Here is a 22,269-nt window from a genome sequence, read left to right on the forward strand (position 1 = left end):
GAATGCTCGCGCGGCGCGGGAGACGGACACGTCGCGGTGACGATGTTCGATCGGCCCGCCGGCGCTGGGGCAGGTGCCGGACAGCCGGGCGCCTATCCCGAACCCGCGTTGATACCGCCGGCCGCCGCACCGATCAGCAAGCCGCCGCGCTGGTCGCTGAGCAACTGGCCCGTGCGCTGGAAGGTGGCCGCCATCGCGCTGGTCCCGCTGTTGCTGGCCGGGGTGTTCGGCGGCGTGCGGGTATCCGCCAGCATCTCCGAGGCCCGCGACCTGAAAGTGGCCGCCGAGCGCGCCGACCTGGTGCCGGCGGTCAACGACTACATGGCGGCGCTGCAGAACGCGCTCGTGGCCAACGCGTCCAGCGGCGACGTCGGCGGGGCGGATGCCGAATACGACGCTGCCAGTGCCGAACTGCAGCAGCGCACGGACACCGTCGCGCCGGCTTCCGATGTGCGGTTGGCCGCGACCAACCTGCTGACGCTGGGGCGCGAGCTACTGGACCGGGTCGACGCCGGGAATGCGACTCTGCGCGAACAGGTCACCACGTTCTCGCCGCTGCTGCTGACCGCCGAAACGGCCATCACCGGATCGGTCCGGGTGGCCGACGAGAACGTCCGCGTGCAGGCCGAAGGCCTGGCGAGCGCCGTCGGTGCCCGCGGCCAGATGGCGATGCAGCGCATGCTCGTCGACGGCGGTGCGGCGTTGCCCGAACCGGAGTTGCGTTCGTCGATGGTGGCGCTCGCCGGCACCGAACCGTCCACCGTCCGCGGCATGGCCGAGTTGCTCGGCGGCGCCTCCGACGACGCGTCGAGCCTGCGCTCGCAGATGGTGCAGCGGCTCGAGGTGCTGTCCAATCCAGGCATTCCGCTGATCGGCAATCCTGATCTGCTGCAATCGATTCAGACCACCGACGACATCGCACAGCGGCTCATCACCGACACCACCGAGAGCATCACCACCACGGTGCGGGCCGAGGCCGCCGACGCACGCAGCGACGCCATCCGGGACGCCGCGGTGGTCCTGGTGACCATCCTGCTGGTGCTCGGCATCGTCGTCGTGGTGGCCCGGTCGTTGACCCGGCCGCTGCGCAGGCTGCGCGACGGCGCACTGAAGATCGCCCACGAGGATCTGCTGCGTGAAATCGACCGCGTCAAAGCCGGCGACGAACGCGAACCGGACCCGCTGCCCATCCACACCACCGAAGAGATCGGGCAGGTGGCCCACGCGGTCGATGAACTGCACACGCAGGCGCTGCTGCTGGCGGGTGACGAAGCGCGGCTGCGGGTGACGGTCAACGACATGTTCGAGACCATGTCGCGGCGCAACAAATCGCTTGTGGATCAACAGTTGTCGCTCATCGACCAGCTCGAGCGCAACGAAGAGGACGCTGACCGCCTCGACAGTTTGTTCCGGCTCGACCATCTGGCAACCCGGTTGCGCCGCAACGGCGCCAACCTGCTGGTGCTCGCCGGCGCGCAGGTGACCCGCGAGCACAGCGAGGCGCTTCCCCTGGTGTCGCTGATCAACGCCGCGGTCTCCGAGGTGGAGGAGTACCAGCGGGTGGACACCGGAATGGTGCCGGACTGTGCGGTGCTGGGCCCCGTCTCCGGTGATGCGGTGCACCTGCTCGCCGAGCTGATCGACAATGCGCTGCGCTACTCACCGCCCACCGAACAGGTCCGGGTGACGGCGGTACACACCAGCAACGGCGGCGTACTGGTCGACGTCGACGATGCGGGTCTCGGGATGACCGACGGCGACCTGCGCATCGCCAACATGCGCCTGGGTGCCGGCGGGGAAGTCAGCCCCGACAGCACCCGGCACATGGGCCTGTTCGTGGTGGGCCGGTTGGCCCGCCAACACGGTATGACGGTGCGACTGCTGGTCAGTGGCAACGGCACGAAGACCGGAACCACCGCCCAGCTCTACCTTCCGCCCGAACTGCTCCAGAACAACGCGGCGTTCACCCAGCCCGAACCGGCCCCGGCGGTCGTGCAGCCGGAGCCGCCCGTCGAGCGCTCGCTGTTCCAGGACCCCGTCGGGCCCGGTTCGCACACCCCACGGGTGGACCCCGCTGCCGTCCAGGACGCCCCGGCCTCGGTGACTCCGCTGCCGCGTCGCACGCCCGGTTCCAGCGGGATCACCGGTACGCCCGCCGAGGCGACGCCCCCTGGTGAGCAGCAGACGTGGTGGTCCGGCACTGCACAGGACGACGAGATTCCCACTGGGCAGGCGCCCGCGGACACGTCCGGGTTCTTCGCCTCACGGCGGCGGGCGGAGTGGGAGGCCCAGGAGCACCGGGACATCCCGGAACCAGAGCCACCGGTGGTGTCCGACGAGCAACCGGAATCCGAGCCGAAAGCCACGAGCTCCGATGTGGACCTCATCTACCAGAACATGATGTCGGAGTGGCTGGTGGACCCGCAGGACCTGCAGCAGCTGGCCACACCGCAGGATTGGAAATCGGTGTGGGACAACGGTTGGGCGGCAGCGGCCGAAGTCGAGAACGTGCCGGTGGAATCGCACACCGACCACGGATTGCCGGTGCGCCGGCCGGGTGCCCGGCTGGTCCCCGGCGGCGCGGCCTCGATTCCGGCCAACGGTGCGGCCGAACAGCGCGAACCCGCCGAGGCCCGGGATCCCGACGCGATCCGCTCCGCGCTCGGCAGTCACTTCTCCGGTGTCCACGCAGGCCGTTCAGCCGCCCACAGCAACTCGACCGAAGGGCACGATCACGAATGAGTTCCGCTCCGGGTGCGGCCCAACAGGAGAATCCGCTCGACTGGCTGGTGTCGAAATTCGCCAGGGACATCCCCGGTGTCGCACACGCCGTTCTGGTCTCGGTGGACGGCCTGCTGATCGCCTCCAGCGCACACCTGCCGCCTGAGCGGGCCGACCAGCTGGCCGCCGTCACGTCCGGGCTGGCGAGTTTGTCCGCCGGCGCCGCGCAGCTGTTCGACGGTGGGCGGGTGCTGCAATCGGTGGTGGAGATGGACCACGGCTACGTGCTGATCATGCAGGTGGGCGACGGTAGCCAACTCGCCACCCTGGCGTCGAAGTCCTGCGATATCGGACAGGTGGGCTACGAGATGGCGGTGCTGGCCGAACGCGTCGGCGGCGTGGTCTCCTCCACCCGCCGCCGGGCACCTCAGACCTCGTGAGCCGCGATGCACCCGCCGGATCCGAACCCGTACCGTGAGGCCAACCTCGTCCGGCCCTACACGCTGACCGCGGGCCGCACCGAGAGCGCGGTCGACCTGCCCCTGGCGGCGCCCATCCAGACGGTGCAGTCCGCGCTGTTCCACCGCTGGCCGCCCAACGATCTGCGCGGCAGGATCATCCAGCTCTGCATCAAGAGCCCATCGGTGGCCGAGATCTCGGCGCGGCTGGATGTTCCACTTGGTGTCGCCCGTGTCCTCGTCGGTGATCTGGTCACCTCGGGTTACCTTCAAGTGCACACCACGCTGACCGACAGCTCGACCACCGACGATCGTCGTGAACTCATAGGAAGGACGCTCCGTGGGCTCAGGGCACTCTGAGAGACGCGATGCCGCCTCCACCAAGATCGTCATCGCCGGTGGTTTCGGGGTCGGCAAGACCACCTTCGTGGGCGCCGTCTCGGAGATCATGCCGTTGCGTACCGAGGCGATGGTGACCAATGTGTCCGCCGGCGTCGACGAGCTCGAACCCACCCCGGCCAAGTCCACCACCACCGTCGCGATGGATTTCGGTCGCATCACCCTGGGCGACGACCTGGTGCTGTACCTGTTCGGTACACCCGGGCAGCGCCGTTTCTGGTTCATGTGGGACGACCTCGTGCACGGCGCGATCGGCGCGATCGTGCTGGTCGACACCCGCCGGCTGGAGGACAGCTTCGCCGCCGTCGACTTCTTCGAGGACCGCAAGATCCCGTTCCTGGTGGCCGTCAACGAGTTCGACGGGGCGCAGCGGTTCGCCGTGGACGAGGTGCGCGCCGCGTTGGCGTTGGCGGATCGGATCCCGGTGATCACCGTCGACGCGCGCAACCGTGACTCCGCCAAGGACGCCCTCATTGCCGTCAGCGAGTACGCGCTGGAGTCGCTGTCAGCGTGACGGAGACCGTGTGGGCCGACCGTGAATTCGTCGGCCACGACTTTCGTGACGACGACCTGGTGGGGTTGCGTACCGACCGGGTGGTGTTCGACGATTGCGACTTCAGTGGCGTGAACCTCGCCGAGTCCGAGCATCAGGGTTCGGCGTTTCGCAACTGCCGGTTCACTCGCAGCTCGCTGTGGCACAGCGCGTTTCGGAACTGCAGTCTGATGGGGTCGGTGTTCACCGACTGCCGCCTGCGGCCCATCGTCTTCGACGAAGTCGACTTCACCCTGGCGGTGCTGGCCGGCGCCGATCTGCGCGGGGCCAACCTGGCCGGCTGCCGGTTGCGCGAAGCGGGGCTGGTGGAGACCGATCTGCGCAAGGCGGTGCTGCGCGGGGCAGATCTGACGGGCGCGCGGGTCAGGGGAGCGCGGCTGGACTCCGCGGATCTGCGGGGCGCGCGGGTGGATCCCGATCTGTGGACACTGGCGTCGCTGAGCGGTGCGCGGATCGACCTGCCGCAGGCGCTGGCCTTCGCCGCTGCCCACGGGCTCGACGTGCACGGGGAGTGAATTGCTCGTTCAGGGCTGGCCCGCTGTAATGCACTGATGGTGCAGGGTCGGGGGCTGTGGTGGCGGATCGCGCAGGGCTTCGCGCTGGTTGCCGCAGTGGTGTTGGTGTGTGCGGTCGGTCTCGGTGTCTTCAGCCTGACGGCCGCCAGCCGATCGGATATCCCCGCCGAGGTCAGCGAACTACCCGAGTATGTCGATCCCGTGCCTGCCGCCTGGATCGCGGTGGGGGTGGGCGCGCTGTTGTTGGTTCTTCTCGTGGGGGCCCGGTTGACGCGTTGGCTCATGGTGACCGTGGCCGCGGCGCTCGTGGCCGCCGCCGCTGCCATTTACTTCCTGACCAACGTCGGTGATGTCCTCACGACGCTGCGCACGGTGCTGCCGGATTCTGTTCGCAGCCAGCAGTTGCCGGCGGCGCTGACGGCCTGGCTGCTGGCTGCGGTCGGCAGCGCAGTCGGGTTGTTCGGTCTGATCCCGTTACCACCGCGCCGACGCCTGCTGTCGCTGTCGGCTGTCCTCGTGCTGTCGTTCGCCGCCGTCGGCTCGGGAGCGGCCGTGTGGGCAGCCGTGCGCGCCGGCGACGACAGCAGATTCGTCGACGCCCCGCACGCCGGTGAAGTGCCCGTTCCGGCAGTGCCCGCCACGCTGGGTGATCGGGTGTTCTCGCTGAAGTTGTCCGATGGAGGCGAGTTCGACAGTCATCCGGACGGCTCCGGCATCGGCGTCGCCGCAGCCGGTCCCGGGTTCGTCGTGCTCGACGACGGCACGCTGACGGCCTACGACTCCTCCGGCGCGCCACGGTGGCACTACCGACGCACCGGGCCGGGTGACAGCCGTGTGGTCGAGACCAACGTGTACGACGACGGACGCATCATCATCGTTCGCAGCAGTGGTCGCATGGGCCGCTACGAGGCGTCGTCGCTTGTCGCTCTCGATGCGATGACCGGCGAGCAGCTGTGGACGAGCGGCGATCCCTTGCGTCTGGCGGCGTTCGGCACTCGTGGAAACTCGAACATGGGGCTGGCGGACTGGTCCTGGCCGGTTCGTGAGCTGGTCGCGCGCTGGGATGACGGTTGGGCCGCGTTCGATTCCCGCACCGGCGCACAGCTGTGGCGCATCCCCGTTCCGAAACCCTGCCAAGGCGACTACTTCGGCAGCCAGGTGGTGGAGGGTGCCACGGCCATCTTGTTGTTCACCCAATGCCAGTCGGGCGGCTTGCTGTCGGTCACGGCATCAACGGTCGATCCGGCCACCGGTGAGGTGGTGACGACGGTGCCGGTGGTGTCAGATCAACTACCCGATCCCGGCCGGAGCTACGTCGAGGTCGTGCTCACCCCGGCCGGTGACGACGGGGCGGTGTTCTCCATCCGGGGCGGATCCGGCGAGCATGACGGTTACTTCACCGCCGCGGGTGAGCTGGTGGACAGCACACTGAAACCCGTCGACGTGGTTCCAAGCGCAGCCCCCGCCGCCGAGATCCTCGCCGCGCTGTATCACGACGCTCCGCACATCGCTGTCGTCGGCGCCGATGGCGTTCAGCGTTGTGCGGCGCCGCTGACCGCACCTGCCATGCCGCACACCGAGACCGCGGTCGCCTGGCTGGCCGACGAGTTCGTCCTCCCGATTACGGCCTGGCCGACTCCGGACAGTTCTGTGCAGATCCTGCAGGCGTTCGATCGCCAGACCTGCGCACCGCGCGCGGGCATCGAGCAGCAGTGGGGGACGCTTCGAGGAATCGGCGCGGCACCCGGCGTTCTGCTCGCACTGCGCACTGCCCGCGACGGCGTCTACCTCGACGGCTACCGCTGAGGTCTGGCCGCGCGCACATATATGTCCCCAGCGACGTTCGCGCGGCGTGTCGCGTCGAGATCCACACATATGTGGCGGGGGCTGGGGCCCTGGCCGGCACATATATGTCCCCAGCGACGTTCGCGCGGCGTGTCGCGTCGAGATCCACACATATGTGGCGGGGGCAGGGGCCCTGGCCGCCACATATATGTCCCCAGCGACGTTCGCGCGGCGTGTCGCGTCGAGATCCACACATATGTCGCGGGGGCTGGGGAAGGGGCCCGCCGACCTACTTGAGCCGGATCTTCCAGCGCACGAAACCGAGGTAGGCGATGCACAGCGCGCCGAGCATGCCCATGTCGAACCACCAGGCGTTGCCGGTGTGCTCCCAATGTGAGTCCTTGGGCGTCAGCGGCCCGGGCACCAGATGGATCAGGTCGACGGTCGAGGCCGAGGCCGCGAAGCCCCAGCGGGCCGGGGTGATCCACGACAGCTGATCGAGCACCAGGCGGTCGGTCACCGGGATCATGCCGCCGGAGAACACCAGCTGGCTCATCACGGCCACCACCAGCAGCGGCATGATCTGCTCGTTGGATTTCGCCAGCGCCGACAGCGCCAGACCCACCATCGCGGCGGTCACGGTCGTCGCACCCATGACCACGAACAGTTCGACGGTGGGACTCAGGAACGTCAGGGCGCCCTGGGTCGGCGACCCCTTGCCGAGGATGGTGATGGCGGTGACGATCGAGGACTGGATGATCGCGAACACCGCGTAGATACAGACCTTGGCCAGCAGGTAGGCAGTCGTCGACAGCCCCACCGCCTGCTCACGGCGGAAGATCGCGCGTTCGCCGATCAGGTCACGCACCGTCAGCGCCGTGCCCATGAAGATGGCGCCGACGTTGAGCAGCACCAGGATCTGGCCGGGTTCGTTGGGAGCGTCGCCCATGGGGTCGGGCACGCCGAAGCCGACGGTGCCCGGCACCGACAGCGACAGCACACCCATGATGAACGGCAGCAACGCCAGGAAGATGAAGTAGCCGCGGTCGGAGACGATCAGCCGCATCTGCCGGCGCGCGATGGTCGAGAACTGCCGTCGCACGCTGGTTTTCGCCGGCTTACCCAGGTCGGCGGGTGCTTCGGAGGCCTCGGCCTGCGGCGGTGGACCGCTGCGGGCCAGGAACCGCTGGTGCGATTCGTCCGGATCACCGGCGACGGAGGAGAAGATGTCGGCCCAGTTGGTGGTGCCCAGCTGCGGCCCGATCTGGCTCGGCGGTCCGTAGAACGCGGTCTTGCCGCCCGGTGCCAGCAGCAGCACCTGATCGCACACATCGAGGTAGGTCAGCGAGTGCGTGACCACCAGCACCACGCGGCCGGCGTCGGCCAGCTGGCGCAGCATCGTCATGACCTGGCGGTCCAGTGCGGGATCCAGGCCGGAGGTGGGCTCGTCGAGGATCAGCAGCGACGGCCCGGTCAGCAGCTCGAGTGCCACCGAGGCGCGTTTGCGCTGACCGCCGGAGAGCTTGTCGACGCGTGTCTCCAGGTGCTTGGTCATCTCGAGTTCCTCGAGGACCTGCATGACGACGCGTTCGCGGTCTTCTTTGGTGGTGTCCGGCGGCAGCCGCAACTCGGCGGCGTACATCAGCGCCTGTTTGACGGTCAGCTGTCCGTGCACCACATCGTCCTGGGGCACCATGCCGATCCGGGAGCGCAGGGAGGCGTACTCGGCGTGGATGTCGTGGCCTTCGAAGGTCACCCGGCCGTCGGTCGGGTGGGTGAGGCCGGCGACCTGTTTGGCGAACGTCGACTTACCGGCACCCGACGGCCCGATCACCGCGGTCAGCGTGCCCGGGCGGGCGTCGATGGAGATGTTGTTCAGCAGGGTCTTGTTGCCCTCGATGGTCCATGTCAGGCCGCGGACCTCGAGCCCGCCCGTGCGGGTGGCGGCTTGGGTCTCCGACCGCCGCGCCAGGGTGCCGCCGGTGAACACCAGGTCGACGTTGCCGATGGTGACCACATCACCCTCGCGCAGGACGGCCGCCTCGACCCGCTGGCCGTTGACGAACGTGCCGTTGATGCTGCGGTTGTCTTGGATCTCCGCGGTCCCCGCCCCACTAGCGGCCGGGACGAGGGTGGCGTGGTGGCGCGAGGCCAGTACATCGGGGATGACGATGTCGTTGTCGGTAGCGCGACCGATCTTGATCCCGCCGGCGGGCACCTCGGGAGCCCGGCCCGGCCGCAGGATCTTGAGCATGCTGGTGGCCAGGTTGGAGCCGTCGGAGGACTTCGGCGGAATGGCCGTCGGCCCCATCTGTGTCGGCATCGCACCCGAGGCGGGCGGACGCGATGCCGGCTGGGACTGACTCGGCGGGGAGTAGGGGGCCTGCGGACGCGCCCCGGTCGGGTAGTGCGGCGGCGGTGTCTGATAGCCGGTGTGCGGACGCGACATCGGCGCCGACGGCGAGCCCGCGGTTCCCCAGGAACCGCCACCGGTCGGGTACTGCGGCTGCGACGGATGGGTTCCGGTGCCTGGGCGGGGGGCCACCGGCACGGCTGCGGTCTGCGGCGGGGTGCCGACCGACCCGGTGTGCCGGCCCACCTCGAACTCCAGCCGGGGTCCGTCGGGGTTGCCGATGTTGACCGCCAGCCCGTCGCGCAGGTCCACGTTGGCGACGCGGCGGTTGTTGACGAACATGCCGTTGAGCGACCCGTTGTCGATCGCCAGCCAGCGACCGTGATCGAAGCGCAGCACGAGGTGCGCACGTGAGATCAACGGGTGGGCGATCCGTACGTCAGCACGCAAGTCCCGGCCGACAACAACATCATTGCCCGCGGCGAAAGTGCGCGAAGACCCGTCATGCCGAACGGTCAGTGCAGGTGCGGCTGGTCGAGACATCGCGTCAACTCTAACCGTAGGGATTCATTCCACGCGGGTGGCCGCGCGGCGGCACGGTCAGCGCGTCGGTGCCGGCCCCATCGCGATCCGGGCCCGGACGGCGAAGCGCAGGCCGTACTGATCGAGCGTCGCCGGGAGGGGAGCCTCGGGGTTCAAGCCGTGGTCGGCCAGCAGCCGCAGCTCCAGCCGGGACAACAGTTGCGCGAGCATCGTGCTGGTGCTGAACAGCACCAGATTGCGCCCCGGGCACTCCACGGGTCCGGCGCTGAACGGAACCAATTGCGGATATTGCTGAGCGCGGCCGTCGACCCAGAGGGTGGGTTCGAAGTCGTCGGCGAATGCCAGCAGCTCACGGTCGCGGTGAAAGGCCGGAACGGTGATCAACACCCCGGTGCCGCGCGGCACGCGGACGAGGCCTGACGCCGCGCCCCATTCGATGTCCTCGGAATGCGCGTCGCCGGCGATGTCACGCAGCAGCACCGGGGTGGTGGGCCACAGCCGAACCGACTCCAACACGCAGCCCCGCAGGTAGGGCCGCAGCTTCGGCAGGTGCGGGTGCCCCGAGTCGGCCCGTGCGTGCCCGAGCTGTCGCGGATGGGTGGCCAAGGCCGCCAACGCCCGGATGGTGGCCATGTTGGCGGCGTCGAAGGCGAACAGCCACTGCGGCACCTGCCCCAGAGCATCGACAGCGGGGTCGGCCGGGATCTCGAGCAGAGCACCCATCAGGCTGCGCGGATCGGGGTGGACAGCGTAGTGACGCAGCCCGGCGAAGAACCGCTCGCGCACGCGCCGGTGCGGGCGCGCGGCGAAGGACCAGTTGGCCGCCGAGCGGAGTCGACGCAGATCGTCGGTGATGGCCTCGTCATCGCGGGCGCGATCACCCAGGGTGAGCCGGCGCACCATCCGCCACCACGTGATCTCGAAGTCCGCCGCGCTCAACGTGCCGGATGCCTGCGCGCGGTCGGTGAGGTCGCGCGCTTCCTCGTCGATGACACGCGCGAACTCGGCCGCCAACCGGTGCAGGGGTTCGGCGGTGTCGAGGGCGGCCTCGTTGACGGCCCGACGTTCGATCCTCAACCGTCGCGGCGAGATGAGCACTCCGTGTGGCTGGAACTGGCTCAGCGCCTTACGTTTTTCGACGTTGGCCGGGTGGAACGGCGTCGGCGACTGGTTCAGGACGAAGGCGACGTCCTCGGGGTGGGTGACCACCAGCATCTTGCGTAGTTTGAGGTCCAAAAGAACTGGCGCGCCATGGAATTGGTGCCGCAGCTGACGTAGCCGTTTGATCGCCCGCCGGTCGGCCTGGGTGCGTTCGAGGAGTTTCACCACCGGTTTGCGGCGCAGGACCGCGCCTGCGGCCACCGACGGCAACGCCAAGTCGGCCAGCGCGGCCAGTGCCCGCGCTCCCGACAAAGTGGGGTGTTCAGTGGACGACATCTCAGCTGAGCTACCCGGTCTGAACTGGCCGAAACAGTCACCGGGAGAGCGGTCTCAGCGATCCGGGGCGCCGGTCAGCACGCAGTGGGTGTGGCTGTAGATGGTCGGCATGCACTGGTTGCAGTGCGTGCAGGCCGAGCGCACATCCCTGTCGGCCTGAATACGGTTGATCAGGTCCGGTTCGGCCAGCAGCGCACGGCCCATCGCGACGAACTCGAAGCCCTCCGCCATGGCCAGATCCATGGTCTCCCGGTTGGTGATGCCGCCGAGCAGGATCAGCGGCAGGGTCAGCTCGGCGCGGAACAACCGAGCCTCGCGCAACAGATAGGCCTCGCGGTAGGGGTATTCGCGCAGGAAGTTCTTGCCCATCATCCGCACACCCCAGCGCATCGGCGGTTTGAACGCCCGGGAGAACTCCTTGACCGGCGCGTCGCCGCGGAACAGGTACATCGGGTTCACCAGCGAGCTGCCTGCCGTCAGCTCGATCGCGTCGAGCCCACCGTCGTCCTGCAGCCATTTCGCGGTCTGCAGTGACTCTTCGGTGTTGATGCCGCCGCGCACTCCGTCGGCCATGTTCAGCTTGGCGGTCACCGCGATCTGGTCGCCGACGGCGCGGCGCACCGCCTGCACGGTGCCGCGCGCCACTTTCGCGCGGTTCTCCAGCGACCCGCCGAACTCGTCGTCACGGCGGTTGATCAACGGACTCAGAAACGAGCTCGCCAGATAGTTGTGGCCCAGGTGGATCTCGACGGCGTCGAAACCGGAGTCGATGGCCAGCCGGGCCGCGTTGGCGTGGGCTTCGGTCACCTCCCGGATGTCATCTCGGGTGGCTTTCTTGGCGAAGCGCATCGACATCGGGTTGAAGAACCGCACCGGGGCCAGGGCCTGCGCCTTGTTGGTGCGGGCATTTGCCACCGGTCCGGCGTGGCCGATCTGCGCGCTGATCAAGGCGCCCTCGGCGTGGACGGCGTCGGTGAGTCGCCGCAGACCGGGCACCGCTTCGGGACGCATCCAGATCTGCCAGCCGTCGGTGCGTCCGCCCGGGGCGACGGCGCAGTACGCCACGGTGGTCATGCCGACACCACCGGCCGCGGGTCTGCGGTGGTAGTTGATCAGGTCATCAGTCACCAGGGCGTTGGGGGTGGACGCCTCGAAGGTCGCGGCCTTGATGATGCGGTTGCGCAGCGTCAACGGCCCCAGCTTCGCGGGACTGAACACATCTGGGCTGGTGTTCATACTTCGAACCTCAACACGCCGTTGCCGACGGTGTCAACGAAACGGCGGATGGAACAATGTCCAGCGTGGGTGCAAAAGTTCTGGACGGTAAGGCCACGCGCGACGAGATCTTCGTCGACCTCAAAGAACGGGTTTCGGCGCTGACCGCTCAGGGGCGGACCCCCGGACTCGGGACGATCCTGGTGGGAGACGATCCCGGATCCCAGGCGTATGTCCGCGGCAAACATGCCGACTGCGCCAAGGTGGGCATCACCTCGATCCGGCGTGACCTGCCCGCCGATATCAGCCAGGCGGCGCTCGAGGAGACCATCGACGAGCTCAACGCCAATCCCGACTGCACCGGGTACATCGTGCAGTTGCCGCTGCCCAAGCACCTGGACGAGAACGCTGCGTTGGAGCGCGTCGACCCCGACAAGGACGCCGACGGCCTGCACCCCACCAACCTGGGCCGGCTGGTGCTCAACGAGCCCGCCCCGCTGCCGTGCACCCCGCGGGGCATCGTGCACCTGCTGCGCCGCTACGAGGTGGAGATCGCCGGCGCCCAGGTGGTGGTCATCGGCCGCGGGGTGACCGTGGGCCGGCCGCTGGGGCTGCTGCTCACCCGCCGTTCGGAGAACGCCACAGTCACGTTGTGCCACACCGCGACTCGTCATCTGCCGGAGCTGGCCGCCGAAGCCGACATCATCATCGCCGCGGTCGGGGTGCCCCACATGGTGACCGCCGAGATGGTCAAGCCGGGCGCCGCCGTCGTCGACGTCGGGGTGAGCCGGGTGGACGGCAAGCTCACCGGGGACGTGCACCCCGACGTCTGGGAGGTCGCCGGCCATGTCTCGCCGAATCCCGGTGGGGTGGGCCCACTGACCCGCGCGTTCCTGCTCACCAACGTGGTGGAAAGAGCCGAGAAGTTCGCGTGAACCTCCGGATGCGGCTGCGGACTCAGTGGCCGATCGTGACGGTCGGGCTGATCTTCGTGGCCGCGTTCATCCTGGTGGCCGCGGGTTACTGGCGCCGGGGTGCGCTGCTGCTAGGCATCGCCGTCGGCGTCGCCGCGGTGCTGCGACTGGCGCTGCCCGACGACCGTGCAGGTCTGCTGGCTGTCCGCACCAAAGGCATCGATTTCCTCACCACCGCGTCGGTGGGGGCGGCCGTCATCTACATCGCCTGGACCATCGACCGGCTCGGCACCAGCTGACATTTCGGCGCCAGACCCGACGCCGCGGTGTCGACGCGTCCGTAAAGTGCCGTCATGGGGGCATTACTGGAACGCGCGACATCCGGGGGTCAGAACTTCCCGGACACCTTGCCGGGCCTGCACATCGAAATGCACTCGGCGCACCGGCTGCACCCGAGGTCAGGCACTGGCTCGACGATCACGAGCCCAGCCCACCGCTTCGACTCAGTATCCGCGCCAACGGATTCGGGCTGCTGCTCAGCGAACTCGACGCGGCCAGAGGCTGCTCAGCCAGACAGGGAAGCCCTGATCCCGACGGTCACATACGGCAGCGCCAGTCCGGTGGAGCTGGCCAGTGCGGGATGTGTGGCAAGCAGTTCGCGCACCTGACCCAACGTGCGGGTACGCACTTCGTCGGGGGAGGTGATGCAGTAACTGCGCGAGGCCACCAGATCGATCAGCGCTTGCGGGGTCAGGTAATTCGTCCACTCCACGTGGTGGCGCTCGATGTCGGCGAACGGCGCGGGCAGGGTCACTTCCTGGCTGAACGGGTCGCGTTCGTGGCCGATGATCCGGCCCAGGTCCTTGACCCAGCCCAGCCGTTCATCGCGGGTGTTCCACACCAGCCCCAGCCGTCCGCCGGGCCGCAGCACGCGGGCCACCTCGGGGATGGCGCGCTCGGGGTCCACCCAGTGCCAGGCCTGGGCCACCAGCACCGCGTCGACGCTGTTGTCGGCCAGCGGGATCTCCTCGGCGGTACCGAGCAGCGCCGGGGTGTCCGGCAGTGCGGCACTGAGGACTTCGAGCATCTCGGCCAGTGGATCGACAGCAACGACATCCAACCCGCGCTCCACCAGCCGGGTGGTGAGCTTGCCCGTGCCGGCACCCAGGTCGAGGACCTTCTGCGCGCCGGGCGGCAGCAGCCAGTCGATGGCCTCGGGTGGATACGACGGGCGGCCGCGCTCGTAGGCGGCCGCCGCCGAGCCGAACGACAGCGACAGCTCTTGCCAGGAGCTCGATGACCTGCTCACCGCGCGGCCAGCTCCAGCGTCCGTCGCACCAACTGGCCTACCGCTTCGGTCTCCACCAGGAAACCGTCGTGGCCGTAGATGGAGTCGACCACCTCCAGCTTGTCGCAGCCCGGCAGCAGATCAGCGATCTCCTGTTGCAGCCGCAGCGGATACAGCCGGTCGGAGGTGATGCCCCCGACCACGGTTGGCACCGGGCACGCCTGCAGCGCGGCGGTCACGCCACCGCGGCCGCGGCCGACGTCATGGTTGGACAGCGCATCGCTCAACACCACATAGCTTCCAGCATCGAATCGCGCCAAAAGCTTCCCGCCCTGGTGTTCCAGGTAGCTCTGCACCGCGTACCGGCCGCCGTCGAGCGGGTTCTCGTCGCCCTGGGCATCGTTGGCGAACCGGGTGTCGAGCTCGACTTCGCCGCGGTAGGTCAGGTGCGCGAAGCGGCGCGCGATCTGCAGTCCTGCCTCGGGTGCGCGGCCGGTGCCGTGATAGTCGCCGCCCTGCCAGTGGGGGTCGGCCTTGATGGCGGCCACCTGGGTGCACTGGGTGCCGATCTGGTCGGCGGTGGCCCGCGCGCCGACGGCCAGGATCAACGCGGCACGCACCGAATCCGGTTGGCTGACAGCCCATTCCAACGCCCGTGCGCCGCCCATCGACCCGCCCACCACGGCCGCCACCTCGGTGATGCCGAGCGCGGCCAGCGCAGCGACGTCGGCGTTGACCTGGTCGCGCACCGAGATCACCGGGAATCGGGAACCCCACGGTTTGCCGTCACGAGCCAGTGAACTGGGTCCGGTCGAGCCGCGGCACCCGCCGAGCACGTTGGTGGAAATCGCGCACCAGCGGTCGGTGTCGATCGGGGCGCCGGGACCGGCGACACCGTCCCACCAGCCCGGGGTGGGATGGCCGGGGCCGGCCGGGCCGGTGACATGGGAGTCGCCGGTCAACGCGTGCAGCACCATCACCACGTTGTCGCGGGCGGGGGACAATTCGCCCCAGCGCTGGACGGCAATGCTGACATCGTCGAGTACCGCGCCGCTTTCGAGCGTGAGTGGGCCGATGTCGATGACACCGACTTCTCCCTCGGCGGGAAGCGTGGCGGTCAACTCAGGAGAGATCGTCACAGGACACTCCTCGCTCAAAAGGCCGCCACGGCATTCGGATCGGCGACCTGCCCGTCGCCGACCGCCTTCGCCGCGGCGAAACCCTGCTCGAGATCGGCCAGGATGTCGTCGATCCCTTCGATGCCGACCGCCAGCCGAACCAGGCCCGGCGTGACACCGGTGGTCAGTTGCTCCTCGGGAGTCAGCTGGGCGTGGGTGGTCGAGGCCGGGTGGATCACCAGTGACCGGACGTCGCCGATGTTGGCGACGTGGCTGTGCAGCGTCAGTGCGTTGACGAACGCCTTGCCGGCCTCGATGCCGCCGGCCAGTTCGAACGCCAACACCGCACCTGTTCCCTTCGGCGCCAACGACTTTGCCCGTTCATGCCATGGCGAGGACGGCAGTCCGGCGTAGTTCACGCTCAGCACGTCGTCGCGGGCTTCGAGGAACTCGGCGACCCGTTGGGCGTTGGCGACGTGCCGTTCGATGCGCAGGCTCAACGTCTCGAGTCCCTGGGCGATCAGAAACGCGTTGAACGGCGACGCGGACGAGCCGAGATCACGCAGCAGCTGAACCCGGGCCTTGAGCGCGAACGCCGGCGCCCCGAGGTCGGCGAACACCACGCCGTGGTAGCTGGGGTCGGGGGTGGTGAAGCCGGGATGGCGGCCCTGCGTCCAATCGAATCTGCCGCCGTCGACGATCACCCCGGCGATGGCCGAACCGTGCCCACCGAGGTACTTCGTGGCCGAGTGCACCACGATGTCGGCGCCCTGGCTGATCGGCTGGATCAGATAGGGGGTGGCAATGGTGTTGTCGACGATCAGCGGGATGCCGTGCTCGTGAGCCACTCCCGAGACGCCGGGGGTGTCGAGGATGTCGATCTGGGGATTGGAAATCGTCTCGGCGAAGAATGCCTTGGTGTTCGGTGCGACGGCTTTGCGCCACGAGTCGAGATCGTCAGGGTCCTCCACGAAGGTGACGTCGATACCCAACTTGGGCAATGTGTAGTGGAACAGGTTGTACGTGCCGCCGTAGAGGCGCGGGCTGGACACGATGTGATCACCGGCGTTGGCGAGGTTGAGAATCGCGAACGTCTCCGCGGCCTGGCCCGAGGACAGGAACAGGGCCGCGACCCCGCCTTCGAGTGCGGCGATGCGCTGCTCCACCACATCGGTGGTCGGATTCATGATCCGGGTGTAGATGTTGCCCGGCTCGGCGAGGCCGAACAGCGCCGCCGCGTGGTCGGTGTCGCGGAAGGTGTACGAGGTGGTCTGGTAGATCGGCAGGGCCCGCGCGTTGGTCGCGGCGTCCGGGCTCTGCCCGGCGTGTACCTGCTTGGTTTCGAACGACCAGTTCAGGGTGGGATCGGTGGGTTCAGTCACGACTGTCGAGCCTCCATCAGTTCTGGGGGCCCGTCCATGCCGGACCCGCGCTTGCCGTGTAGCCGCGAGCGGCTACTCAACCTGGTCGTCTCCCGGGGCACCCCACCGCGGTTGGAGGGTTGCCGGCCAGCAAGCCGGGGCTTGTCGCTGGCGCTCATGACCGGTAGGCAGCGTATCGCACGGGTGTCGCCGGGTGCCAGCGGGTGAGTGCTCGGCGTTGCCAACGCAACGTCCTGGCGTTCAAAACGCCCACCCCGCCGGACATATATGTGCCGAACTCTGCGACACGCCGGTGAGGCGTCGGCTGGCACATATATGTGGGCGGAAAAGCGCGGGTCAGCCCGCCGGGGGCGCCTCCCGCAGCGACGTGGTGTTGGCGTCGACGAACTCGGTGATCAGTTCGGTGATCACACCCGGTGCCTCCAGCATCGGGATGTGCCCCAGGCCATCGAGCCGGTGGATCGTCGACCCGGCCGGCAGGTTCTCGGTGAAGTGGCGATTGCCGCGTGGGGTGGGAAACACCCGGTCCTTCTCGCACAGCACCAGCTGCACCGGGGTGCGGATATCGGACAGTTCCAGCAGTCCGGGCGCGGTCAGCGTCTTGATGAGCAAGGCGATGTAGGCGTGGCAATGGGTGGCGTCTTCGACGAGGGCGAGCAGGTCCGGTTCGCTGGGCCCGTCGGCCGGCCCGCTGACCGGCAGGGTCGCCAGTCTGCGGGTGAAAGGCAGCTTCAGGATCCGTGGCCCGATCAGCCGGGCCGCCAGCAGTGCGGGGCCGCCGGCCAGGAACTTGAGGATGGTCTCGAACTTGGTGGGTGAGTAGCGGGTCCAGCCGCCGGCTGGGGCGATGGCGGTGAGGCTGCGGGCGCGGCCCCGTCGCTCGAGTTCGAAAGCCACCCACCCGCCCAGCGAGTTGCCCACCACATGTGCTGTGTCCCAGCCGAGTTCGTCGAGCTGCTGTTCCACGTGGTCCACCAGCAGCGCGGTGTCCATGATCCACGAACCCACGGTGGGTCCGCCGTGGTGACCCGCCATGGTGGGGGCGAACACCTCGAAGCGTCCGGTATCGGAGAGCTGGTCGGCGACGGTGCGCCAGACATTCTGCGAGCACAGGAACGGGTGCAGGAGCAGGATCGGTTCGCCCGTGCCCTGATGGATCGGGGGGCGCCCAACGGTGGGGGAATTCATGTCGTTCGACATTAAGGTGATACCGGCGGTACCGCAATACCGGCGGTATCGCCTCCGGCTCGTGTGGGTTGCGCCGGGCTCCTCAGCGGGGCTCGTGCCTCGCCCCGCTTCGTCCTCCGGCTAAGGTCGCACTCCGTGATCGTCAGCACCATCAACGTCAACGGCATCCGCGCCGCGGTCAAGCACCGCTCCGCCGACAACCTCGGCCTGCTGCCCTGGCTGGCCCAGACCCCCGCCGATGTGGTGTGCCTGCAGGAGACCCGCGCTGACGACGAACAGCTGGCCCAGGCCCTGGCGCCCGCGCTCGACGACTGCTGGCACCTGGCGTCTGCCGAACCTCATCTGAAGGGCCGTAACGGCGTGGCGGTGCTGAGCCGCCACCCGTTCCAGGCCGTGCGGATCGGCGTCGGGGTCGACGAGTTCGCCGAGCACGGCCGCTACCTGGAAGTCGACATCGACGACCTGACCGTCGCCAGTGTCTACGTCCAGACCGGTGAAGCCGAGACGCCGCGGCAGCTGGAGAAGGAACGATTCATGGTGGCGTTGGCCAAGCGCATGGCCGAGCTCAGCGGCACCGGCCGCGACGCCGTGATCTGCGGCGACTGGAACATCGCCCACACCGAGAACGACATCAAGGCCTGGAAGGCAAACGTCAAGAAATCCGGGTTCCTGCCGAGCGAGCGGCAGTGGCTGTCCGAACTGCTCGACAGCGGCTGGGTGGACGTCGTGCGTCAGGCGCATCCCGGCGTCGCGGGGCCGTACGCGTGGTGGTCGTGGCGCGGCAAGGCGTTCGACAACGATGCGGGGTGGCGCATCGACTATCAGTTGGCCACCCAGAAGCTGGCCGCGCGCGTCGCCACCGTCACCACGGAACGGCCGGAGGCCTACGCGCTGCGCTGGTCTGACCATTGCCCGGTAACCGTCGAATACTCCTGATCACGGCCGTGACAAGATCGACCCATCATGAGTGACTCCAGCAGTGCGCGCCAGGTCGTGTTCTCCGGCGCGCAACCCACATCCGATTCGCTGCACCTCGGCAACGCGCTGGGCGCGGTCAAGCAATGGGTGGCGCTGCAGGAGGGTTACGACGCCTACTTCTGCGTCGTCGACCTGCATGCCATCACCATCGCCCAGGATCCCGCGGTGCTGCGCAAGCGCACGCTGGCCACCGCCGCGCAGTACCTGGCACTGGGTGTCGACCCTGCGCGCGCCACCGTCTTCGTGCAGAGCCACGTACCGGCGCACACCGAATTGGCTTGGGCGCTCGGATGTTTCACCGGTTTCGGGCAAGCCTCGCGGATGACGCAGTTCAAGGACAAGTCGCAGAAGGAGGGGGCCGACGCCACCACGGTGGGGTTGTTCACCTATCCGGTGCTGATGGCCGCCGACATCCTCCTGTACGACACCAATCTGGTGCCGGTGGGCGAGGATCAGCGTCAGCACCTCGAGTTGTCCCGGGACGTGGCGCAGCGGTTCAATGCGCGATTCCCCGACACCTTCGTGGTGCCCGAGGCCATGATCCCCAAGGCGACCGCCAAGATCTACGACCTGCAGGACCCGACCGCCAAGATGAGCAAGTCGGCGGCCACCGACGCAGGTCTGATCAGCCTGCTCGACGACCCGGCCAAGACCGCCAAGAAGATTCGTTCGGCGGTCACCGACAGTGAGCGCGAGATCCGGTTCGATCGGGAGGCCAAGGCGGGGGTGTCGAACCTGCTGACCATCCAGTCGGCGGTCACCGGGGCCGACATCGACGCGTTGGTGGCCGGTTACGACGGCCGCGGCTACGGCGACCTGAAGAAAGACACCGCCGAAGCGGTGGTGGAGTTCGTCACGCCCATCAAGACGCGCGTCGACGAACTGCTCGCCGACCAATCCGAGCTGGAGTCCATCCTGGCCGCCGGCGCCGACCGCGCTCGTGAAGTGTCTGCGACGACGTTGCAACGGGTATACGACCAGCTAGGTTTTCTTCCGCGACGACCCTGACGACGACCGTGGTCTACCCAGGAGGCAGAGATGACGGCGCCGACCGACGACAAAGAAGCCTCCGACGAGGACCAGAAACCCGGGATCCTGGACCGGTATCGGGCGCGGTGGCACTGGTTCGACCACGTCATGCTGGCGCAGGAGCGCTACACCAACTCCAAGGGTGATTTCTACGCCGCCGGGATCACCTACTTCACCATCTTCGCCCTGTTCCCGCTGCTGATGGTCGGCTTTGCGATCACCGGCTTCATCCTGGCCAGCCGGCCCGACCTGATGGCCGAAGTGGAGGCCTGGATCCGGTCGACGATCACCGGCGACATGGGCGAACAGGTCGTCACGCTGATGGACTCCGCGATCGAGTCGCGCACCACCGTCGGTGTCATCGGTCTGGCCACCGCGGCGTGGGCGGGGCTGAGCTGGATCGGCAATCTGCGCGAGGCCCTGAGCCAGATGTGGGGGCGGTTCCGCGACGAGCCCGACGGCTTCGTCCGCACCAAGATCTCCGACCTGCTGGCGTTGGTGTCGGTGTTCGCGGCGATCCTGCTGACCTTCGCACTCTCCGCGCTGAGCAGCGGCGGCACGATGCGAACCGTCCTCGGCTTCTTCGGCATCCGTGACGTGCCGGGGCTCGGGGTGGCGCTGCAGGCAGCGTCGCTGGTGATGTCGGTGGTGGTGTCCTGGCTGTTGTTCACCTCGATGATCGCCCGGTTGCCGCGGGAGTCCATCAGTTTTCGCAGCAGTATCCGGGCCGGGCTGATCGCCGCTGTGGGGTTCGAGGTCTTCAAGCAGGTGGCGTCGATCTATCTGGCGTCCGTGGTCACCGGACCCGCCGGTGCGACGTTCGGTCCGGTGCTCGGTCTGATGGTGTTCGCCTACATCACCGCGAGGCTGCTGCTGTTCGCCACGGCATGGGCGGCCACGTCGAAAGACAACCTGCGGGAAGACATCGTGGCGCCACCGGAGCCGGCCGTCATCAACACCAGGGTGATCACGCGGCCCGGTATCGGGCCGCTGCAGACGGTTGCCGCGGTAGCGGCGGGAGCCGTTGGCGTGCTGGGGCTTTCGAGGTTCAGGCGGGGCCAGAACGGCGATTGACGGCGCGTGCCGCCATGATCAGAGCGAAGACCACGACGGTGCCGACCACGCCGACGCCCACCCGCACCGGTACGGCGTCGGCCGCCGGGATGATGGTGGCAGCTTGTGCGGCCGCCGCGGCGGCGATGTCGTCGGTCGGCTTGTCCTTGGGCAGCAGCGACGGGTCCGGATCCACCAGCTCGCCCACCTTGGTGCCCTGCGGCAGGCTGAAGCCGTAGTCGAGCAGGCGGGCGGCCTGTTCCCACGGAGCGATCGGCTGGCGGGTGCCCTTCAACAGCACCGCGATCAGGCGGCGGCCGTCGCGTTCGGCGCCGCCGACGAAAGTCTGCCCGGCATCGTCGGTGTAGCCGGTCTTGCCGCCCAGAGCGCCGGGGTAGTTGTAGAGCAGCTTCACGTCGTTGACCACCTCGTACGGCGGATTGCCGTCCCGGCCCGGGAAATCGAAGGACTGCGTCCGCACGATGTCGGTGAATGTCTGGTTCTGCCAGGCGTAGCGGTAGAACAGCGCGAGGTCGTAGGCCGAGGTGCTCATGCCGGGACCGTCCAGCCCCGACGGGGTGGCCGCCCGGGTGTCGCGGCCGCCGAGCTTGCTGGCCAGGGTGTTGAGCTTGCCCAGCGCGGTGTCCCAGCCGCCGAGCTGCATGGCCAGCGCGTGCGCAGCGTCGTTGCCGGAGTGCATCATCAGGCCGTGCAGCAGGTCGTTGACGGTGTAGAAGCCGCCGGGGCCCACACCCACCTTGGTGCCTTCGGCATTGGCGTCGTCCTGGGTGCCGGGCACCTGCTTGTTGAGGTTGAGTTCCTGGAGCGACGCCAGCGCGGTCAACACTTTGATGACGCTGGCGGGGCGGTGGCGGCCGTGCGGGTCGCGCGCGGCGATCACGTCGCCGGTGTCCATGTCGGCGACCAGCCAGGCCTCCGCGGAGACATCCCCGGGAACCGGGGGAGTGTCGGGGGCGGCGACGATGCCGCAGCCGCCGAGGGCGTCGCCGCCCACCGGCTTCGCGGGGACCGCCAGTGATGCCGGGGTGGGGTCGCCGGGCTTGGGTACTTCGGAGGCGTCCACCGCAGGGGGAGTGGTGACGCGGTAGGGGCAGGCGTCCGGCGCCGGCTCGGCGTGCGCGAGTGCGGGGCTGCTCAGCATCAGCAGGGCCGCCGCCAATGCGGCGGCGTGCCGGATCAGAGGTCGTGTGGTGCCCATCGAGTTGGAGATTAGGCGACGGGCGGCGGGTTTGAGCGATGGCGCGCTGTGACTGGTGTGATCGATGTTGTTTCTGGGGCTTGTTTTGATCCGCAGACACCCGAGGGCGGGAACTCCGTGG

The 22,269-nt window shown here is 68.4% G+C and carries 19 protein-coding genes and 1 riboswitch; of the genes, 11 read left to right on the plus strand and 8 right to left on the minus strand.

What is annotated here, in order from left to right:
* Positions 1–42 precede the first annotated feature (42 nt).
* From NL241_RS09080 to NL241_RS09105, 6 genes are read left to right on the plus strand one after another with little or no spacing between them, the layout of a single operon-like run.
* Positions 43–2,742: a sensor histidine kinase gene (locus tag NL241_RS09080; protein ID WP_494398273.1), complete on the plus strand. Its 2,700-nt coding sequence runs from the start codon at positions 43–45 to the stop codon at positions 2,740–2,742.
* Positions 2,739–3,161, plus strand: a complete 423-nt coding sequence (locus NL241_RS09085) for a roadblock/LC7 domain-containing protein (RefSeq protein ID WP_487691069.1) — start codon at positions 2,739–2,741, stop codon at positions 3,159–3,161. Before NL241_RS09080 ends, NL241_RS09085 begins: the two co-directional genes overlap by 4 nt.
* Before the next feature lie 6 nt (positions 3,162–3,167).
* Positions 3,168–3,539, plus strand: coding sequence for a DUF742 domain-containing protein (locus NL241_RS09090; protein WP_487691070.1), 372 nt, complete (start codon positions 3,168–3,170; stop codon positions 3,537–3,539).
* Positions 3,520–4,092, plus strand: coding sequence for a GTP-binding protein (locus NL241_RS09095; protein WP_487691072.1), 573 nt, complete (start codon positions 3,520–3,522; stop codon positions 4,090–4,092). The genes NL241_RS09090 and NL241_RS09095 overlap by 20 nt, the downstream gene beginning before the upstream one ends.
* The gene (locus NL241_RS09100; protein WP_494397343.1) at positions 4,089–4,646 is read left to right on the plus strand and encodes a pentapeptide repeat-containing protein; all 558 of its coding nucleotides are present in this window, start codon (positions 4,089–4,091) and stop codon (positions 4,644–4,646) included. The genes NL241_RS09095 and NL241_RS09100 overlap by 4 nt, the downstream gene beginning before the upstream one ends.
* A gap of 36 nt (positions 4,647–4,682) precedes the next feature.
* Positions 4,683–6,452, plus strand: a complete 1,770-nt coding sequence (locus tag NL241_RS09105) for a BamB-related PQQ repeat family beta-propellar protein (RefSeq protein ID WP_494397344.1) — start codon at positions 4,683–4,685, stop codon at positions 6,450–6,452.
* A 268-nt stretch (positions 6,453–6,720) separates the two neighbouring features.
* Here NL241_RS09105 and NL241_RS09110 read toward each other — a convergent pair whose 3' ends face one another.
* The 3 genes from NL241_RS09110 to NL241_RS09120 are packed head-to-tail and all read right to left on the minus strand — an operon-like array spanning position 6,721 to position 12,000.
* Positions 6,721–9,327: an FHA domain-containing protein gene (locus NL241_RS09110; RefSeq protein WP_494397345.1), complete on the minus strand. Its 2,607-nt coding sequence runs from the start codon at positions 9,325–9,327 to the stop codon at positions 6,721–6,723.
* Between the two features lie 57 nt (positions 9,328–9,384).
* Positions 9,385–10,764 carry a cytochrome P450 gene (locus NL241_RS09115; protein ID WP_494397346.1) on the minus strand — a complete coding sequence of 460 codons (1,380 nt, stop codon included), beginning with the start codon at positions 10,762–10,764 and terminating at the stop codon, positions 9,385–9,387.
* A 54-nt stretch (positions 10,765–10,818) separates the two neighbouring features.
* Entirely contained in the window at positions 10,819–12,000 is a 1,182-nt protein-coding gene (locus NL241_RS09120) for an NADH:flavin oxidoreductase (RefSeq protein ID WP_494397347.1), read from the minus strand.
* A 65-nt stretch (positions 12,001–12,065) separates the two neighbouring features.
* On the opposite strand from NL241_RS09120, the gene NL241_RS09125 reads away from it, so the two are divergent.
* Both NL241_RS09125 and NL241_RS09130 read left to right on the plus strand, forming a co-directional pair.
* Entirely contained in the window at positions 12,066–12,914 is an 849-nt protein-coding gene (locus NL241_RS09125) for a bifunctional methylenetetrahydrofolate dehydrogenase/methenyltetrahydrofolate cyclohydrolase (protein WP_487691079.1), read from the plus strand.
* An 8-nt stretch (positions 12,915–12,922) separates the two neighbouring features.
* Positions 12,923–13,192, plus strand: a complete 270-nt coding sequence (locus tag NL241_RS09130; protein ID WP_487691453.1) for a DUF3017 domain-containing protein — start codon at positions 12,923–12,925, stop codon at positions 13,190–13,192.
* Between the two features lie 266 nt (positions 13,193–13,458).
* Here the strand turns inward: NL241_RS09130 and NL241_RS09135 are convergent, their stop codons facing one another.
* The 4 genes from NL241_RS09135 to NL241_RS09150 all read right to left on the minus strand — a co-directional run bounded on the left by NL241_RS09135 (position 13,459) and on the right by NL241_RS09150 (position 17,869).
* Positions 13,459–14,202 carry a class I SAM-dependent methyltransferase gene (locus NL241_RS09135; RefSeq protein WP_487691081.1) on the minus strand — a complete coding sequence of 248 codons (744 nt, stop codon included), beginning with the start codon at positions 14,200–14,202 and terminating at the stop codon, positions 13,459–13,461.
* On the minus strand, positions 14,199–15,320 hold the full coding sequence (gene metX / locus NL241_RS09140; RefSeq protein ID WP_487691083.1) for a homoserine O-acetyltransferase MetX: 1,122 nt from the start codon (positions 15,318–15,320) through the stop codon (positions 14,199–14,201). The genes NL241_RS09135 and metX overlap by 4 nt, the downstream gene beginning before the upstream one ends.
* A 14-nt stretch (positions 15,321–15,334) precedes the next feature.
* Positions 15,335–16,681, minus strand: coding sequence for a bifunctional o-acetylhomoserine/o-acetylserine sulfhydrylase (locus NL241_RS09145; RefSeq protein ID WP_494397348.1), 1,347 nt, complete (start codon positions 16,679–16,681; stop codon positions 15,335–15,337).
* Between the two features lie 42 nt (positions 16,682–16,723).
* Positions 16,724–16,843, minus strand: a riboswitch (SAM riboswitch).
* Positions 16,844–17,017: 174 nt separating this feature from the next.
* Positions 17,018–17,869 (minus strand): epoxide hydrolase EphH, encoded by an 852-nt coding sequence (locus NL241_RS09150; RefSeq protein ID WP_487691085.1) that lies wholly within the window; start codon positions 17,867–17,869, stop codon positions 17,018–17,020.
* A 135-nt stretch (positions 17,870–18,004) separates the two neighbouring features.
* Between NL241_RS09150 and NL241_RS09155 the strand changes: the two genes are divergently transcribed.
* Genes NL241_RS09155 through yhjD form a run of 3 tightly spaced genes read left to right on the plus strand, consistent with a single transcriptional unit; the run spans position 18,005 to position 20,950 of the window.
* Entirely contained in the window at positions 18,005–18,805 is an 801-nt protein-coding gene (locus tag NL241_RS09155; protein WP_487691087.1) for an exodeoxyribonuclease III, read from the plus strand.
* A gap of 27 nt (positions 18,806–18,832) precedes the next feature.
* A complete protein-coding gene (trpS, locus tag NL241_RS09160) occupies positions 18,833–19,855 on the plus strand; it encodes a tryptophan--tRNA ligase (RefSeq protein ID WP_487691089.1) in 1,023 nt (340 codons plus the stop codon).
* A gap of 30 nt (positions 19,856–19,885) precedes the next feature.
* Positions 19,886–20,950, plus strand: coding sequence for an inner membrane protein YhjD (gene yhjD, locus NL241_RS09165; protein WP_487691091.1), 1,065 nt, complete (start codon positions 19,886–19,888; stop codon positions 20,948–20,950).
* On the opposite strand, the gene NL241_RS09170 is transcribed toward yhjD, so the two are convergent.
* Entirely contained in the window at positions 20,925–22,148 is a 1,224-nt protein-coding gene (locus NL241_RS09170; protein WP_494397349.1) for a D-alanyl-D-alanine carboxypeptidase family protein, read from the minus strand. The genes yhjD and NL241_RS09170 overlap by 26 nt on opposite strands.
* Positions 22,149–22,269: the final 121 nt, after the last annotated feature.

Source organism: Mycolicibacterium sp. SMGY-1XX, assembly GCF_059132455.1.

What these genes read in the sequence shown, in the direction of transcription:
- NL241_RS09150 (WP_487691085.1), bottom strand. Translation starts at nt 17,869, where the DNA reads ATGAATTCCCCCACCGTTGGGCGCCCCCCGATCCATCAGGGCACGGGC.
- NL241_RS09130 (WP_487691453.1), top strand. Translation starts at nt 12,923, where the DNA reads ATGCGGCTGCGGACTCAGTGGCCGATCGTGACGGTCGGGCTGATCTTC.
- NL241_RS09115 (WP_494397346.1), bottom strand. Translation starts at nt 10,764, where the DNA reads ATGTCGTCCACTGAACACCCCACTTTGTCGGGAGCGCGGGCACTGGCC.
- NL241_RS09170 (WP_494397349.1), bottom strand. Translation starts at nt 22,148, where the DNA reads ATGGGCACCACACGACCTCTGATCCGGCACGCCGCCGCATTGGCGGCG.
- trpS (WP_487691089.1), top strand. Translation starts at nt 18,833, where the DNA reads ATGAGTGACTCCAGCAGTGCGCGCCAGGTCGTGTTCTCCGGCGCGCAA.
- NL241_RS09110 (WP_494397345.1), bottom strand. Translation starts at nt 9,327, where the DNA reads ATGTCTCGACCAGCCGCACCTGCACTGACCGTTCGGCATGACGGGTCT.
- NL241_RS09105 (WP_494397344.1), top strand. Translation starts at nt 4,683, where the DNA reads ATGGTGCAGGGTCGGGGGCTGTGGTGGCGGATCGCGCAGGGCTTCGCG.
- yhjD (WP_487691091.1), top strand. Translation starts at nt 19,886, where the DNA reads ATGACGGCGCCGACCGACGACAAAGAAGCCTCCGACGAGGACCAGAAA.
- NL241_RS09080 (WP_494398273.1), top strand. Translation starts at nt 43, where the DNA reads ATGTTCGATCGGCCCGCCGGCGCTGGGGCAGGTGCCGGACAGCCGGGC.
- NL241_RS09090 (WP_487691070.1), top strand. Translation starts at nt 3,168, where the DNA reads ATGCACCCGCCGGATCCGAACCCGTACCGTGAGGCCAACCTCGTCCGG.
- NL241_RS09085 (WP_487691069.1), top strand. Translation starts at nt 2,739, where the DNA reads ATGAGTTCCGCTCCGGGTGCGGCCCAACAGGAGAATCCGCTCGACTGG.
- NL241_RS09120 (WP_494397347.1), bottom strand. Translation starts at nt 12,000, where the DNA reads ATGAACACCAGCCCAGATGTGTTCAGTCCCGCGAAGCTGGGGCCGTTG.